Source organism: Serratia sp. AKBS12 (genome assembly GCF_024793895.1).
In the GTDB taxonomy this organism is placed as follows: domain Bacteria; phylum Pseudomonadota; class Gammaproteobacteria; order Enterobacterales; family Enterobacteriaceae; genus Serratia_F.
The window spans coordinates 195415-211476 of record NZ_JANUSB010000015.1 but is presented as its reverse complement, the minus strand read 5'-3'; the positions used below and the strand labels follow the sequence as shown (position 1 = coordinate 211476).

Annotated in this window: 15 protein-coding genes and 1 pseudogene; 3 read left to right on the top strand and 13 right to left on the bottom strand. The window is 58.5% G+C overall.

The annotated features are described in order from the left end of the window. Window positions 1-124 precede the first annotated feature (124 nt). The 5 genes from dhaL to NYE85_RS10845 all read right to left on the bottom strand — a co-directional run bounded on the left by dhaL (window position 125) and on the right by NYE85_RS10845 (window position 5064). A complete protein-coding gene (dhaL, locus tag NYE85_RS10865; protein ID WP_259004743.1) occupies window positions 125-781 on the bottom strand; it encodes a dihydroxyacetone kinase subunit DhaL in 657 nt (218 codons plus the stop codon). Window positions 782-785: 4 nt separating this feature from the next. Continuing rightward, entirely contained in the window at window positions 786-1787 is a 1002-nt protein-coding gene (locus NYE85_RS10860) for a dihydroxyacetone kinase subunit DhaK (protein ID WP_259006303.1), read from the bottom strand. Between the two features lie 26 nt (window positions 1788-1813). Then, on the bottom strand, window positions 1814-2584 hold the full coding sequence (locus tag NYE85_RS10855; protein ID WP_259004742.1) for an SDR family oxidoreductase: 771 nt from the start codon (window positions 2582-2584) through the stop codon (window positions 1814-1816). 33 nt (window positions 2585-2617) lie between these two features. Beyond that, window positions 2618-3886, bottom strand: coding sequence for an MFS transporter (locus NYE85_RS10850; protein ID WP_259004741.1), 1269 nt, complete (start codon window positions 3884-3886; stop codon window positions 2618-2620). A 65-nt stretch (window positions 3887-3951) separates the two neighbouring features. Next, window positions 3952-5064 carry an alcohol dehydrogenase catalytic domain-containing protein gene (locus tag NYE85_RS10845; RefSeq protein WP_259004740.1) on the bottom strand — a complete coding sequence of 371 codons (1113 nt, stop codon included), beginning with the start codon at window positions 5062-5064 and terminating at the stop codon, window positions 3952-3954. A 315-nt stretch (window positions 5065-5379) separates the two neighbouring features. On the opposite strand from NYE85_RS10845, the gene rpiB reads away from it, so the two are divergent. The 3 genes and pseudogenes from rpiB (at window position 5380) to tkt (ending at window position 9148) form a co-directional block, all read left to right on the top strand. Next, window positions 5380-5838 carry a ribose 5-phosphate isomerase B gene (gene rpiB, locus NYE85_RS10840; protein WP_259004739.1) on the top strand — a complete coding sequence of 153 codons (459 nt, stop codon included), beginning with the start codon at window positions 5380-5382 and terminating at the stop codon, window positions 5836-5838. 367 nt (window positions 5839-6205) lie between these two features. Continuing rightward, entirely contained in the window at window positions 6206-7156 is a 951-nt protein-coding gene (gene tal / locus NYE85_RS10835) for a transaldolase (protein WP_259004738.1), read from the top strand. Window positions 7157-7176: 20 nt separating this feature from the next. Beyond that, window positions 7177-9148 (top strand): annotated as a pseudogene (gene tkt, locus NYE85_RS10830) (transketolase). Between the two features lie 195 nt (window positions 9149-9343). Here tkt and nudK read toward each other — a convergent pair. The 8 genes from nudK to napF form a co-directional block, all read right to left on the bottom strand. Beyond that, complete coding sequence (gene nudK / locus NYE85_RS10825) at window positions 9344-9919, bottom strand: GDP-mannose pyrophosphatase NudK (protein ID WP_259004737.1); 576 nt, start codon at window positions 9917-9919, stop codon at window positions 9344-9346. A 125-nt stretch (window positions 9920-10044) separates the two neighbouring features. Continuing rightward, on the bottom strand, window positions 10045-10653 hold the full coding sequence (napC, locus tag NYE85_RS10820) for a cytochrome c-type protein NapC (protein WP_259004736.1): 609 nt from the start codon (window positions 10651-10653) through the stop codon (window positions 10045-10047). A gap of 11 nt (window positions 10654-10664) precedes the next feature. Beyond that, the gene (gene napB / locus NYE85_RS10815; RefSeq protein ID WP_259004735.1) at window positions 10665-11114 is read right to left on the bottom strand and encodes a nitrate reductase cytochrome c-type subunit; all 450 of its coding nucleotides are present in this window, start codon (window positions 11112-11114) and stop codon (window positions 10665-10667) included. Beyond that, a complete protein-coding gene (napH, locus tag NYE85_RS10810; RefSeq protein ID WP_259004734.1) occupies window positions 11111-12019 on the bottom strand; it encodes a quinol dehydrogenase ferredoxin subunit NapH in 909 nt (302 codons plus the stop codon). The genes napB and napH overlap by 4 nt, the downstream gene beginning before the upstream one ends. Before the next feature lie 2 nt (window positions 12020-12021). Continuing rightward, window positions 12022-12771 carry a ferredoxin-type protein NapG gene (gene napG / locus NYE85_RS10805; RefSeq protein ID WP_259004733.1) on the bottom strand — a complete coding sequence of 250 codons (750 nt, stop codon included), beginning with the start codon at window positions 12769-12771 and terminating at the stop codon, window positions 12022-12024. 9 nt (window positions 12772-12780) lie between these two features. Further along, complete coding sequence (napA, locus tag NYE85_RS10800; RefSeq protein WP_259004732.1) at window positions 12781-15267, bottom strand: nitrate reductase catalytic subunit NapA; 2487 nt, start codon at window positions 15265-15267, stop codon at window positions 12781-12783. Next, window positions 15264-15527, bottom strand: a complete 264-nt coding sequence (napD, locus tag NYE85_RS10795) for a chaperone NapD (RefSeq protein ID WP_039991853.1) — start codon at window positions 15525-15527, stop codon at window positions 15264-15266. The genes napA and napD overlap by 4 nt, the downstream gene beginning before the upstream one ends. Continuing rightward, entirely contained in the window at window positions 15520-16014 is a 495-nt protein-coding gene (gene napF, locus NYE85_RS10790) for a ferredoxin-type protein NapF (RefSeq protein ID WP_259004731.1), read from the bottom strand. Before napF ends, napD begins: the two co-directional genes overlap by 8 nt. Between the last annotated feature and the right edge of the window lie 48 nt (window positions 16015-16062).

The following is a 16062-nucleotide window of genomic DNA, read 5'->3' as shown; positions in this document are numbered from 1 at the left end:
TACTGAAGAACTGCCATTATACCCTAACCCATTGAGGTTGCGCCAAAGCGGATGCGCATGTTGCCGCCTTGGTCATCGCTCAATCGCCGATCGCTCGACCGGCGTCGCTACCCCTGCGGAGTATTCAGGCGGTCACGGTCTGTAACCGCTGCTGCACCGACTGCGCCAGTCGGGTGAGCAACAGGCAGCAAGACACCGCGCCGGCATCCAGTACACCGCGCGACCGTTCCCCCAAACGGCTGGCTCGGCCGATTTTGGCCACCAGATCGCGCGTGGCGTCGCGCCCTACGGCAGCGGCCTGACTCATCTGCGCCAGCGCAGCGGAAAAATCCGCCCCCTGCTGCAGCGCCCGTTCAAACGCCGACACCGCCGGGATCAAGGTGTCCATCAGACATTTATCACCAACGCCGGCGCTGCTGATGTCCTGCAGTTCGCTCAGGCCCTGTTTCAGCATGGCCAAAAAACGCGGCGCGTCCAGTTCGGCGTGCTCTCGTACGCTGTCGGCCATGCCCATAAACAGGCTGCCGTACAGCGGCCCCATCGATCCGCCAATGCCTTCCATCAGCGCATCAGACAGCGCGTCGAACGCCTGCGCCAGCGACAGATTGCGCCCCTTGATGGCGTCGGCACACAGGGTAAATCCCTTGGCCATATTGATGCCGTGATCGCCATCGCCGATAGCGCCATCAATTTCACTCAGGTATTCCCGGTTGCTGACAATCACCGCCACCAGACTGTCCACAATCTCATTACCATGCTGCGTCGAAATATATTCGGTCATAAAATCACTCCGTCTGGGTCAGGCCCAACGATTGGCTTGGCACATCCATCAAGGTTTTGAGTTCATCATCCAGCTTCATCAGCGTCAGCGTAACCCCCATCATCTCCAGCGAGGTGAAGTAGTTGCCAACGTAACGGCGATGCACCTGAATACCGCGTTCTGCCAGGCGCCGGGCGATTTCACCGTAATAGATATACAGCTCCATCACCGGCGTCGCGCCCAGGCCGGAAACCAGTACTACCACCTCGTCACCCTTGGTTAACGGCATGTCGCCGAGCACGAAATCCAGCATGGTGGTCGCCATCTCCGCCGCCGACTGAATGGCGGAAACTTCTATCCCCGGCTCGCCGTGATGGCCAATGCCGATTTCCATCTTGCCGTCATCGATATGAAAATTGGGTTTGCCGACGGCGGGAATGGTGCAAGAGCTGAGGCCGACGCCAATTGAACGGCAATGGTCTATGGCCTTTTGTGCCGCGCCGATGACGCCATCGAGATCATAGCCTTTGGCAGCCGCGGCGGCGCCGACCTTCCACATCAGAATTTCCCCGGCGACGCCGCGACGCTTGTCCATTTCACTGGCGGGTGCCGACGCCACATCGTCATTGGCCACCACCGTTTTCACGCTGATGCCTGCCGCAGACGCCTTTTTCATCGCCATTTTGACGTTCATATTGTCGCCGGCATAGTTGCCGTACAGGCACGCAACGCCGGCGCCACCATCGGCAGCCTTGAATGCATCCAGAAAGGCGCCGGCGGTAGGCGAGGAAAATATCTCGCCAATCGCCACGGCATCCAGCATGTTTTTGCCGACATAGCCTAAAAACGCCGGCTCATGGCCGGAGCCGCCGCCGGTGACGATCCCCACCTTGCCGGCAAGCGGTGCGGCGGGATATTTCAGCACGCGCGCATTGTCGGTGGCGCAGAAATAGTCGGGGTGAGCCTGCAAATACCCCTGGATCGCATCTTCTACCACGCGATCGGGATGGTTAATGATTCTGTTCATCATTGCCTCTCTTGCCTGAGTGTGAATTACTGGATGGTGTAACCGCCGTCAATCAGCAGATTGGTACCGGTGATCATCGACGCGGCGTCGCTGGCCAGAAACAGTGCACTGGCAGCGACGTCCTGCGGTTCTGCAAAGCGGCGCAGGGGAATTTTTGCCAGCATCTGTTCCGCCGCCTCGCCGGACCACGCCTTGCGCCCCAGTTCTGTCAGTACCACGGTGGGAGAAATGGCATTGACCCGTACATTGTACGGCCCCCATTCCAGCGCCAGCACCTGCGTCAGGCCGATCACGCCGGCCTTGCTGGCGCAATACGCCAGGTGTCCGGGCAACGCCACCACCCCCGCCTGCGATGCCAGATTGATGATGCTGCCGCTACGCTGACGGATGAAAATCCGCCCTACCGCCTGGCTGGTGAGGTACACCCCTTTCAGATTGACCGCCAGCGTGGCGTCCCAGCTCTGTTCCGGCAATTCCTCCGCCGCGTGCAGCGCGACGATACCGGCGCTGTTGACCAACACGTCCAACCGGCCAAAATACGCCTGCGCCTGTGCGACGGCCCGTTCTACCGACGCGCTGTCGGTCACGTCCACCACCATCCCCAGCGCACGCTGCGCATCGAGCCGCCGGGCGGTGTCCACCACCGCCGTGGAACGATCCATCAGCACCACCCGGGCGCCGTGCTGCAAATAACGCTCGGCGATGGCATAGCCGATACCGGCAGCACCGCCGGTGACCAGCGCCACTTTTTCATCCAGTGTGAGTGGATCCTGGCCTGCTTGCTGTTTATTGGACATATCTCCCCCTAAAACTGTGAACTTCACGCCCCATCAGGATATTTTTGCCAAACTCGGATTATTTTTTTCCTCAATGCTGGTCACCGTTTTCGGCAAGGTGACAAACTTCATCAGCACGCCGCTGAACAGGTAGAGGCCGGTGAAAATCCAGATAACCCCGACCGTACCAAGGCTGCCGATAAACAGCCCTACCACCGCCGGGCCGACGAAGGTACTCAAGCCGGCGCCGAGATTGAGGATCGACATCGCCGCGCCTTTATTGTCCGGAGCCAGTGACGGCATAATTGCCGACAGCGGCACAAAGGCGGCCAGACAGGCGCCGAACAGACCGGCAGCCAGTACGGTAAGCAGATAGTTGGCACCAAAGAATTGCGGTACGTAATAGAACATCAGCGTGGTCAGGGCGCAGCCGACGCAGCCGAACCACATCACCACGTTGCGCCACCCCAGACCGTCGCTGATCACGCCGAAAATCAGATTGAAGATGATGTTCACCGTCCACAGTGCCGCATACATCTGCAACCAGTCGGTGCGGGTAAAACCGATATCCATCATGTACATCGGCATAAACACCACAAAACCATACGCCGCCGAGGTATTGATGGTGCGCACAATGCCGCCCAGACCGATTTTGGGATTTTCAAAGGCGATGGTGATCCCCTTCAATACGTAACTCAGCGAGGCTTTCTCTCTATCGGCGCCTTGCTCTTCCGTGGTGCCGCGATTAAGCAGCAGAGCAATCATCGCCCCCAGCACCACGAAGATCAGCGCGCTCCACAGGGTATGAATTTCACCCAGATACGGCAGCATGATGCTGGAATACATTACCCCTAACACGCTCAGGCCACCGCTGTAGACAAACCAGAAAATCCCCACGGCGGAGCCCAGCCTGGCCGGCGGCGCTTCGTACGCCACCCACACCAGAAAACCGTAGGCAAACAGCGGATAACCCAGCCCGCGCAGCGCATAGGTCGGCACCATAATCGCCAGGTTATTGCTCGGCAGGCCGAACGCCAGGAAGAAGACCGACCCAAAGAGGAATAAAATCAGACCGGCCAGCATCACCCGCCGGGCGGTGAAGATTTCTGCCAGCACGCCGGAAAACCAGGCGGCAATCGCCGCGGCAAAGCCGTAAACGCTAAACAGCAACGCCGACTCCTGAATGCTCAGCCCCTTGCCGATCAGATAAGGTGACAACCAGCCCTGTTCCAATCCTTCGCCCATCATGAATACCAGCACGCCGGCATAGCCAAGCAGCAGTTTCGGTGAAAGACCTATGCGATTAATCAGTCCGTTCAACATACAACCCCCAACACAACGATTTGTGGAGGCGCAGGCAGGCCTGCACCCGAGGAATGGCGCAGGCGTTACAGGTTCGGGTTGAGCACTACCTTGATCGAACCGATACCGCGTTTCATCAGTTCGAAGCCCTCGGCGAACTGCTCCAGCGGCAAGGTATGTGTCACCACGCCTTCGGTTGGCAAGTCGCCGTTACTGATACCTTCAATTACCAGCGGATAACAGTACGGCCCGAGATGCGAGCCGAGCACGTCCAGCTCCTTGCGGTCGCTGATGATGCTCCAGTCGACGGTGACCGGATCCTTGAATACCGAGAATTCCACAAAGGTGCCGAGCTTGCGGATCAGCGTCAGCCCCTGCTCTACCGATTTTTGCGCGCCGGTGGCTTCGATGTAGATATCGCAACCATAGCCGTCGGTCAGCTGCCTGACGATGGCCGGCACGTCGTCTCTGGTGGGGTTCAATACCAGATCTGCGCCAAAGGATTTCGCCAGTTCCAGACGGTCGTCGGACAGATCGAGCACGATCAGCTTCGATGGTCCGGACTTCTTAATCGCGCCGATCATCCCCAGCCCCAAGGTTCCGGCACCGGCCAATACCACCACATCGCCCAGCTTGATGCTGGCACGCTGCACGGCGTGGAACGAACAGGCATAAGGTTCGATAAGAATGGCCTTTTCGATCGGCAGCTCCGCCGGGACGTGATAATTGATCGCCTCCTTGGTGAACTTCATGTATTCCGCCATGCCACCGTTGACGTTCTTCTGGAAGCCGTACAGATCGTGTTTCTCACACATCCAGTACTGACCGCGATTACAGAAACGACATTGCCAGCACGGCACGATCTGTTCGGAAACCACCCGATCGCCGATGGCGAAGCCTTCCACTCCTTCACCATAACCCACCACGTGGCCAATAAACTCATGGCCTGGGATCATCGGAGCCTTGATATAGGCCGGCTGATTTTCATCTCCCCAAAAGCTTGGCGCACCTTCAAAAGCTTTGATATCTCCGGCGCAGATGCCACAAGCCTCGATTTTTACCAGGATCTCCTTTTCGCCGATCTTCGGTACCGCTACCTCTTCCAGACGGTAATCTTTTGGCGCATAGGCGACGATCGCCTTCATGGTTTCCGGGATGCCGCTGGCCATTTTTGCCGGGTTTACGCTGGTCTGACACATGGTTTTTATCCTCTGGTAGGGTCTCTCTTATGAACATTCATACACTAAAAGAACAAATGAACACTAACTGCTAATAACAAAATTGCCCACCATGAACTTTTGAAACTGTGATTTCGCTCAAAAAGCCACCTAAAAAACCAAAACTTCCGCTTAAAAGAAAAAAATAGTGATACAAATCACCTTTATTGAGACAAAAAACTCAAATCACGATCAAACAAAAGATCAATGATTGAACATTTGATTAATAGCCGATATGTTAAGCAGCAGACGCCCTATGAGGATCGTCCCTTTTCTGTCCCCAACCAGGAGATCGTTATGTTGCCAATTGCCATCGGCGCCGATGATGCCGCCATTGAATTGAAAAATGCGATCGTTGCTTATCTCCAGCAGCGCGACATTGCCGTAACCGATTACACCCGCAGCCGCGGTGCCGACGACGGCATCTATCCGGATATTGCCTTTGCCGTTGCACAGGCGATCAAGGCCGAGCAGCATCAGCGCGGCATTCTGCTGTGCGGCACCGGCATTGGCATGAGTATCGTGGCCAACAAGGTGGCCGGGATCCGCGCAGCACAGTGCCACGACACCTATTCCGCGCAGCGCGCGCGTAAAAGCAACGACGCCCAGATCATCACGCTGGGCGCACGGGTGATCGGCGTAGAACTGGCGAAAAGCATCGTCGACGCCTGGCTGGATTCAGAATTTGAAGGTGGCGGTTCCGCCCCCAAAGTGGCTAAAATCGGTTATTACGAACAGGTGAACAGCTCGCGCTGAAACCGCTTTCGGCATGCAGGCCGGCGTGAACTACCGCGCTCTGCCTGCCTTTGCTCGGGATTCATTGTTCTTATCCATCGCAACAATCAGAAAAAGCGCATTTTATTTGCCTGTCGTATGATGCAGTGTGTTCACCCTATGATGACAAATGTTCTCATTTCTATCTTATGACGTCGAAACGTAGCCAGGCAGCCAGCGAAGTCCCACCGGAAACCGACAGATAACGCCAAAGGCCTGCCGCGACCTGGAAGAAAAGAGCACGGCAAGACGGTAACCAGCAAATTCCGGACACGGTCAGTGACTCGGAATTGCTGGTAGCCAATGCCGCTACGTTGCGAAATATGCAGGGTAAATCAAGGAGCTATACATGAACCAATTAGACGCACTCAAGCAGCTGACCGTTGTGGTTGCCGACAGTGGCGATATCGAATCCATTCGCCAGTTCGAACCGGAAGATGCTACCACCAACCCTTCGCTGATCCTGAAAGCCGCTGCGCTGCCTCAATATAAGCCACTGATTACCGAAGCATTGGAATATGCCCGTCAGCAGGGGGGCAATAAAGAAACTCAACTGATCAATGCCTGCGACAAGCTGGCGGTAAATATCGGCGTGGAGATCCTGAAAAGCGTGCCGGGCCGCATTTCTACCGAAGTGGATGCGCGCCTGTCGTTCGACCGCGGTATGTGTGTCGCCAAAGCGCGCAAGCTGATCGCCATGTATCAGGAACAGGGCGTCGACAAATCCCGCATTCTGATCAAGCTGGCCTCCACCTGGGAAGGCATCAAGGCTGCGGAAGAGCTGGAAAAGGAAGGGATCAACACCAACCTGACGCTGCTGTTCTCCTTTGCTCAGGCACGTGCCTGTGCCGAAGCCGGCGTGTACCTGATCTCGCCGTTCGTTGGCCGTATTTACGACTGGTATCAGGCCAAACAACCGGCCGGCGACTATGATGCCGAGCAGGATCCTGGTGTGAAATCCGTGCGCACCATTTATGAGTACTACAAACAGCACCGTTATCAAACCGTAATCATGGGCGCCAGCTTCCGTAAGGTTGAGCAAATTCTGGCGCTGGCTGGCTGCGATCGTCTGACCATCGCGCCAAACCTGCTGGAGCAACTGAAGAACAGCGACCAGCCGATCGAACGCAAACTGACGCCGTCGACCGAAGGCTTCCACCAACCTGCCCCGTTGGCAGAAGCGGAATTCCGCTGGTTGCACAATCAGGATGCCATGGCGGTAGAAAAACTGGCCGAGGGCATTCGCCTGTTCGCCGTTGACCAGCAGAAGCTGGAAGACATGCTGGCCGCTGAACTGTAATTTTTTGGGAGCACTTTGTTATGCCTTCGCGTAAAGAACTTGCCAACGCCATCCGCGCACTCAGCATGGACGCCGTACAAAAAGCAAAATCCGGCCACCCGGGCGCCCCCATGGGAATGGCGGATATCGCCGAAGTCCTGTGGCGTGACTACCTCAACCACAACCCGACCAACCCGCACTGGGCTGACCGCGACCGTTTCGTGCTGTCCAACGGCCATGGCTCCATGTTGATTTACAGCCTGCTGCACCTCACCGGCTATGACCTGCCGATGAGCGAGCTGGAAAACTTCCGTCAGCTGCACTCCAAAACCCCGGGTCACCCTGAATACGGCTATACCCCTGGCGTCGAAACCACCACCGGCCCGCTCGGTCAGGGCATTGCCAACGCCGTCGGCTTCGCCATCGCCGAACGCACCCTGGCGGCGCAGTTCAACCGCCCGGGCCATGACATCGTTGACCACCACACCTACGCCTTCATGGGCGACGGCTGCATGATGGAAGGCATCTCCCACGAAGTCTGTTCGCTGGCCGGCACCATGAAGCTCGGCAAGCTGACCGCCTTCTACGATGACAACGGCATCTCCATCGACGGCCACGTCGAGGGCTGGTTCACCGACGACACCGCCAAGCGCTTTGAAGCCTACGGCTGGCACGTGGTGCGCGGCGTCGACGGCCACGACAGCGACGCCATCAAGGCGGCGATTGAAGAAGCCCGCCGCGTTACCGACAAACCGTCGCTGCTGATGTGCAAAACCGTGATTGGCTTCGGTTCGCCGAACAAGGCCGGTACCCACGACTCCCACGGCGCACGCCACCCGCGAACAGCTGGGCTGGAAATACCCCGCCTTTGAAATCCCGCAGGACATCTACGCCCAGTGGGATGCCAAAGAAGCCGGTCAGGCGAAAGAAGCCGCCTGGAACGACAGGTTCGCCGCCTATGCCAAGGCCTTCCCTGAACTGGCGGCCGAGTTCAAACGCCGCATGAACGGTGAACTGCCGGCCAACTGGCAGGCAGAAGCGAAGAAAGTGGTTGAGCAGCTGCAGGCCAACCCGGCCAACATCGCCAGCCGCAAGGCGTCGCAGAACGCGCTGGAAGCGTTCGGCAAACTGCTGCCGGAGTTCCTCGGCGGCTCTGCCGACCTGGCGCCCAGCAACCTGACCCTGTGGTCCGGCTCCACATCGCTCGGCGATGACCTGGCCGGCAACTACATCCACTACGGCGTGCGCGAGTTCGGCATGACCGCCATCACCAACGGCATCGCGCTGCACGGCGGTTTCCTGCCGTACTCGGCGACCTTCCTGATGTTCGTGGAATACGCCCGCAACGCGGTGCGCATGGCGGCGCTGATGAAAATCCGCAACGTGTTCGTCTACACCCACGACTCCATCGGTCTGGGGGAAGACGGCCCGACCCACCAGCCGGTGGAGCAGTTGGCCAGCCTGCGCGTGACCCCGAACATGAGCACCTGGCGTCCGTGTGACCAGGTGGAATCGGCGATTGCCTGGCAGTACGGCATCGAGCGTAACGACGGCCCGACCACGCTGATTTTCTCGCGCCAGAACCTGGCGCAGCAGCCACGCGACGCCGAGCAGTTGGCCAACGTGTACCGCGGGGCCTACGTGCTGAAAGACTGTGACGGTACGCCGGAGCTGATCCTGATTGCCACCGGTTCGGAAGTGGAGCTGGCGGTGGGCGCGTATGAGCAGCTGACAGGCGAAGGGCGCAAGGTGCGGGTGGTGTCGATGCCGTCTACCGACGCGTTCGACAAACAGGATGCGGCGTACCGCGAATCGGTGCTGCCGTCGGCGGTAGCCGCTCGGGTAGCCATCGAAGCCGGCATTGCCGATTACTGGTACAAGTACGTCGGCCTGAACGGCGCGGTGGTGGGCATGACCAGCTTCGGCGAATCGGCGCCGGCGGACCAGCTGTTCAAGGAATTTGGCTTCACCGTCGACAACGTGGTGGCGAAGGCCAGGGCGTTGTTGAAGTAACCGATGGAAAGCCCGGCTATCAGCCGGGCTTAGGTTGCTGACAAAGCAGGAAAAAACGTGGTTTTCCCTGCTTTGTGGCGATCGGCCGAAAATCAATAAATTGATTTTCCTGATTTTTTATTGATTGACCTCTATTCGCTCTGTGCAGGAATGAGGTTTGTCATCAGTCTGAGCCCGGCTTTCAGCCGGGCTTTTTTATGCCAACAGGCGATTGATCTGCAGATACTGCAACAGCATGATGGTCTTGCCGTCCTTGATACGGCCATCGGCAATCATCGCCACCGCCTGGTCAAACGGTAACTCCACCACTTCGATATCTTCGTCTTCCACCCCACCGCCGCCGGTATGGCGCTGGCTATCATCATATTCGGCGATAAAGAAGTGGATCAGCTCGGTAACGCCGCCCGGCGACATATAGGCTTCAAAAATTTTCTTCACCTCGCCGACCTGAAAGCCGGTCTCTTCTATCGCTTCCCGACGGGCGCACTGTTCCGCCGCATCGCCGTCCAGCAGACCGGCACAGGCCTCCAGCAGCATACCGCTTTGATTACCGTTGACGTAGGTCGGCATACGGAATTGGTTGGTTAGCACTACCGTGCCTTTGTCCCGGTTATACAACAGGATGGTGGCGCCGTTGCCACGGTCATAGACCTCGCGCATCTGCCGGACAAAACCGCCATTTTTACGTTTTAAATCAAAAGTATATTTATTAAGCACATACCAATTGTCGGACAGTAGCTCTTTGTTCACATTCTCGATTTTTGCTGACATTGACCCTTCTTCCGTTTCGTACTGCATCTAACCTGTTGCTCAATAGCAAAACTCAGCCGCGGTCAATTTGCAATAAAAAACCCGCCGGCCTGACGGCTCGGCGGGATAATCAAACCCCAAGAGGTTTAAAAACCGTTGGCCACGTCGCGCATATCCGGCAGCTTGTGTGCAATGCCTTTATGACAGTCAATGCAGGTCTTGCCTTCGGTAATCGCCTTGTCATGCATTTTTGCCGCAACGGTTTTCTGTGCGGTGAAATCCATATAGTCAAAGTTATGACAGTTACGACATTCCTGTGAATCGTTGGCCTTCATGCGTGCCCATTCGTTGGTCGCCATCGCCAGACGATGGTTTTCAAACTTCTGCGGCGTGTCGATCAAGCCGAACACCTTGGCATACAATTCTTTACTGGCCTTGAGCTTACGCAGCATTTTAGGCCCCCACTCGTGAGGCACGTGGCAATCAGGACAGGTAGCGCGCACCCCGCTGCGATTGTTGTAGTGCACCGTCTCCATATATTCTTCGTAGACGTTTTCACGCATTTCATGACAACTGATGCAAAACTGTTCGGTATTTGCCGCTTCCATGCCGGTATTGAAACCGCCCCAGAAGATAATCCCGGCGACAAAACCCAGCAGCAGTAAGGTACCGAGCGCCAAACGGCTCGGACGACGCCACCAGCGCCACAAACGGCGAATCGGCCCCGTTTTTTTCTCTGTGTGTTGTTCAGCCATCATTTCCCCGCTTACTTGCCGAAGCCCGGCATAGGCTCAAAGGTGTTACCGACAATCGGTGCCGCATCGGTTTGCGGAACATGGCATTGCAGGCAGAAATAGCGACGCGGCGCGACGTTGCCACGCACTTTACCGTCGCTGTCCATAAAGTGCGTCGGACTGATGCGCGGCGCGCCGGTGGTGCGATAGTGTTCGACGCCGTGACACTGCAGACAGCGATTGGTGTTCTTGCTGACCTGGTAGCCGTCGATACTGTGCGGGATCATTGGCGGCTGATTGACGTAGTTCAGCGCCATCCGCTCCTGCTGCTTCGGCATGTTGATTTGGCCTTCGGCGGTAGCGGCAACCTCCGGCGACTGGCTGAGATCGACATCATCAGCGGCAAACGCAACGCCGGCGATAACCAGTGACATCAGCGCAGCCCACAAGGACAACCGCTTTCTCAGGACATTGCTTTTCATTTTTTGGCTCCCGAAGAGTGGAATTGGGTGTTTATTTCAAATACGTTTTCTGCACAGACGTCGATGCAGCGCCCGCAGGCAATACAGGCGTCGCTGGCCACCTGCGGCGTGCCCTTTTGTACCAATAGCGGCTCACGCAGGATTTGCGGTTCCGGACAAACGTGGAAGCAGTCCATACAGCGCGTACAGTTTTCACGCCCACTGGCGCTGATGCGCAGCATGCCCTGACTGCCGATGACGCCGTACAGCGCGCCCATCGGACAAAGATGGCCACACCAGCCGTGTTCAACCACCAGCAGGTCAAACAGGAACAGCGCCAACAGCAGCCAAATACCGGCGCCAAACGCCGCCGACAGCCCGGCGAACCAACCGGCTGCCCGGGGCGATGCACCGTGAATCAGACCGCGCCCCATCAGCGCCACCGGGTTTATCCATTCCCACAACAGCGTGCCGCTGACTGCGCTGCCCGCCAACACCGCCAGTAAAATGCCGTAGCGCAGATTACGTGGCAGGTTGGCCGATTGGCGCAGCCCCAGACGCCGCCGCAACCAGGCGGCCAGATCGGTCAGCGGATTGACTGGACAGACCCAGCCGCAAAACACCCGGTTACCGATCAGGCCATAGACCAGCACTACCGCCGCCCCCACCCAGGCCAGCCAGGCGGGCCAGTTGCCGGCCAACAGGCTTTCCAGCAGCATCAGCGGATCGGTCAACGGCACGGTGTCCAGCAACAGACTGGCGCTGTAATTGCCGCGCAGGATCCAGACGCCCCACAGCGGGCCGGATAAGAACATCAGCAGAATCAGCAGTTGACTGCTGCGGCGCAGCAGTAAAAACCGCTGACTGCGCCACCAGCCATGGCGTCGACGCGCTTCGCGCCCCGCCTCTGCCACAGGGTTGGCCATTATTACTCCTCCTTGCTACCACGCGCCGGCAACTGCCCGCCGGTCGGCACCAACGCCTGACCGGCACGCTGTTTTTCACGCCAGCCCCAGCGATAGTGTTCGCCCAGTTGACCGCGTGCCAACGACAGGGGCAGTACCTTGATAGCCGCCTGCTCCAGCACGCATGCCTGTTCGCACTTGCCGCAGCCGGTACAGGCGTCGCTGTGCACCGTGGGTAAAAACAGCGCGTGCTTGCCGGTACGCGGGTTGCGCTGCATCTCCAGCGTTATCGCCTGGTCGATTTGCGGACAGACCCGATAGCACACTTCACAGCGCAAACCCTGCCAGTTCAGGCAGTTTTCGTGGTCGAGCAACACCGCCAGCCCCATGCGGGCGTTGTCGATGTCAGTCAGCGCAGGATCGAGCGCGCCGCTCGGACATGCCAGTACGCAGGGAATGTCCTCGCACATTTCGCACGGCACGTCGCGCGCAACAAAATACGGCGTACCGGCCGCCCGTGGCGACAGCAGCGTCGCCAGTTTCAGCGTGTGATACGGACAGGCCTGTACGCATTGGCCGCAGCGAATGCAGGCGCTGTCGAATGCCCCATCTGCCAGTGCCCCCGGCGGACGCAACGCCAAACCGTCCCGCGCCTGCGACTGTTTCTGCTGCAAACCCAGCACCAGCGCAATCCCGGCCAAGCCGGCTGCGCTGCGGGCGGCGTCGCGCAAAAAACGCCGCCGCGCCGGGGTTTTGTCTCGTGGCTGGCTCATTGCCGGCTCCTACACCTTCTCCAGCTTGACCGCACATTTTTTAAAGTCGGTTTCCTTCGACAGCGGATCGGTAGCGTCGAGGGTCAGGTTGTTCACCAGCTGGGCGGCGTCAAAGAACGGCATGTACACCAACCCCTTCGGTGGACGGTTACGGCCACGCGTTTCGACGATGCTCACGACTTCACCGCGACGCGACAGTACTTTTACCTTATCCCCACGGCGCAAATTACGGCTCTTGGCGTCCAGCGGATGGATGAACAGCACCGCTTCCGGGAATGCGCGATGCAGTTCAGGCACTCGACGCGTCATCGATCCGGTGTGCCAATGCTCCAGCACCCGGCCGGTAGACAGCCACAGATCGTATTCCCGATCCGGGCTTTCCGCCGCCGGCTCATACGGCAAGGCAAAAATCACCGCTTTACCGTCCGGCTTACCGTAAAAACGCACTGACTCACCGGTCTTGACGTACGGATCGGTGCCTTCGCGGTAACGCCACAGGGTTTCTTTGCCGTCGACCACCGGCCAGCGCAGGCCGCGCGCCTGATGGTACATATCAAAGGCAGCCAGATCGTGGCCGTGCCCGCGGCCAAAATCGGCGTACTCCTCAAACAGACCTTTCTGGATGTAGAAGCCGACTGCACGCGCTTCGTCGTTCAGCTGTTCCGGCGGGATCTCCGCCAGTTTGAACCGGTTGACCACCCCATTGGCAAACAGCACGTCATACAAGGTTTTGCCGCGATATTGCGGTTTCTGCGCCAGCAACGCTTCTGGCCACACCTCTTCCACCTGGAAACGTTTGGCGAACTCCACCATCTGCCACAGATCGGATTTTGCCTCTCCCGGCGCGGTTACCTGCTGGCGCCAGAATTGAGTGCGGCGTTCGGCATTGCCGTAAGCGCCCTCTTTTTCGACCCACATGGCGGTGGGCAGGATCAAATCGGCCGCCAGTGCGCTGACCGTCGGATACGGATCGGACACCACCACAAAATTGCGCGCATCGCGCCAGCCCGGCATGCGCTCCTGATTGATGTTCGGCCCGGCCTGCATATTGTTGTTGCACATCACCCAGTAGGCATTGAGCGTCCCATCCTTCAGGGCGCGATCCTGCGCTACCGCATGCAACCCGACCTTGGCCGGGATGGTACCGGCGGGCAACTGCCATTTTTGCTCGGCAATCTGGCGATGCTTTTCATTGGTGACCACCATATCGGCCGGCAGGCGGTGGGCAAAAGTGCCAACCTCACGTGCGGTACCGCACGCGGACGGCTGGCCGGTCAGCGAAAACGGCCCACAGCCCGGTCGGGAAATCTTGCCGGTCAGCAAGTGCAGGTTGTAACACAGGTTATTGGCCCACACGCCGCGGGTATGCTGGTTGAAACCCATGGTCCAGTAGGAAACCACCTTGATGTCAGGATCGGCGTACAGCCTGGCCAGCGCTTCCAGCTGATCTGGCGCCACGCCGCTCAGTTCTGCGGTTTTTTCCAACGTGTACTCGGCGACAAACGCTTTGTAGTCCTCGAAGCTCATCGGCTCAGAGGCGTCGCTGCCGGGGTTTTTGGCGGCTTTCTCCAACGGGTGGGTCGGGCGCAGGCCATAGCCGATGTCGGTGGCGCCCTTGCGAATGTTGACGTGCTGCTTGAGGAAGGTCTGATCGACCGCGTCGTGCTGGATAATATAGTTGGCGATATAGTTCATGATCGCCAGATCGGTCTGCGGTGTGAACACCATGGCGTTGTCCGCCAGTTCGAAACTGCGATGCTCAAAGGTCGACAACACCGACACGTTGACCTTGTCGTCGCTCAAGCGGCGGTTGGTGATGCGCGACCACAGGATCGGGTGCATCTCCGCCATGTTGGATCCCCACAGCACAAAGGCGTCGGCCTGCTCGATATCGTCGTAGCAGCCCATGGGTTCATCCATGCCAAAAGTGCGCATAAAGCCCACCACCGCCGACGCCATGCAGTGACGCGCGTTCGGATCGAGGTTATTGGAGCGCAACCCCGCCTTGAACAACTTGGCGGCGGCGTAGCCTTCCCAGATGGTCCATTGGCCGGAACCGAACATGCCGACCGCCTCCGGACCTTTTTCCTTCAATGCCCCCTTGAATTTTTCGGCCATGATGTCGAAGGCGCGATCCCAGCCGATCGGCGTGAACTCGCCTTCTTTATGGTACTGGCCATTTTTCATGCGCAGCATCGGTTGCGTCAGGCGATCCTTGCCGTACATGATTTTTGGCAGGAAATACCCCTTGATGCAGTTCAAGCCACGGTTGACCGGCGCATCCGGATCGCCCTGCGAGGCAACGATACGGCCATTCTGCGTACCGACCAGCACGCCACAGCCGGTACCGCAGAAGCGGCATGGCGCCTTGTCCCATTTGATCTCTTCCGTGCTGCCGACCACGGCTTGCGCCACCGTCGGTATGGTCAGCCCGGCTGCCGCTGCGGCTGCCGCTGCCGCGTTGGCCTTCATAAAGTCTCGACGACTGAGTTTCATGGCGTTACCTCACCTTGCTCATCTTGCTGGTGATACACCAGCGACACCGCCAGCACGCCGTCCAGATTGCGTACCGACTCGATTTTTTCCAGCAGCGCATTGGAGTGCGCGGCCTGCAATACCACCACCAGCTTGCCCTGCGCCCGATCCTGCGCCGGGATTTCGCTATCCGGGATCGCCAGCAGCCGGGGCAACAGCTGCGGGAATTTTTCCGGCCGAGCCTGTACGACAAGCCCGCTGACATGCCATTGGTTATTCATGGTGTTCACTCCGGGTTAAGCTGATTGCATGAGTTGGGCAGCCTGCCACGCAGGCGCCGCAGCCATTACAGGCCATGGCGTTCAGCCCGGGATGCGCCACGCCACCCAGGCGTGGCTGGAAGCGAATCGCCCGTGACTCGCAGCTGTCCTGACAGCTGCGGCACTCCACCCCACGCAAGGCCAGACAACCAGCATCTATCACGGCGTGCAGCCGCCACGGCGGAGTGTTCAGCGGATGGAACAGCGCGGCGTCGCACGCACTGGCGCAAGCGCCGCAGAAAGTGCATTCCGCCTGGGTGAAGTCGATTTCCGGATACCCGCCGCTGCCGACGCGCAGCACGCCGGTTTCACAGGCACTGATGCACGCCTGGCAGCGGCTGCAGCCGGCGATAAAGCGAGGTTCAGCCAGCGACCACGGAGGGCGGATCGCCGTTGAGGGGTGACGCCATTGTCCACTGAGCAGTTTGCGCCGCGACAATTCGGCCATGCTATTTATCCTTGACATTGCTGTATGCAAATCCAATGGCGATTTAAT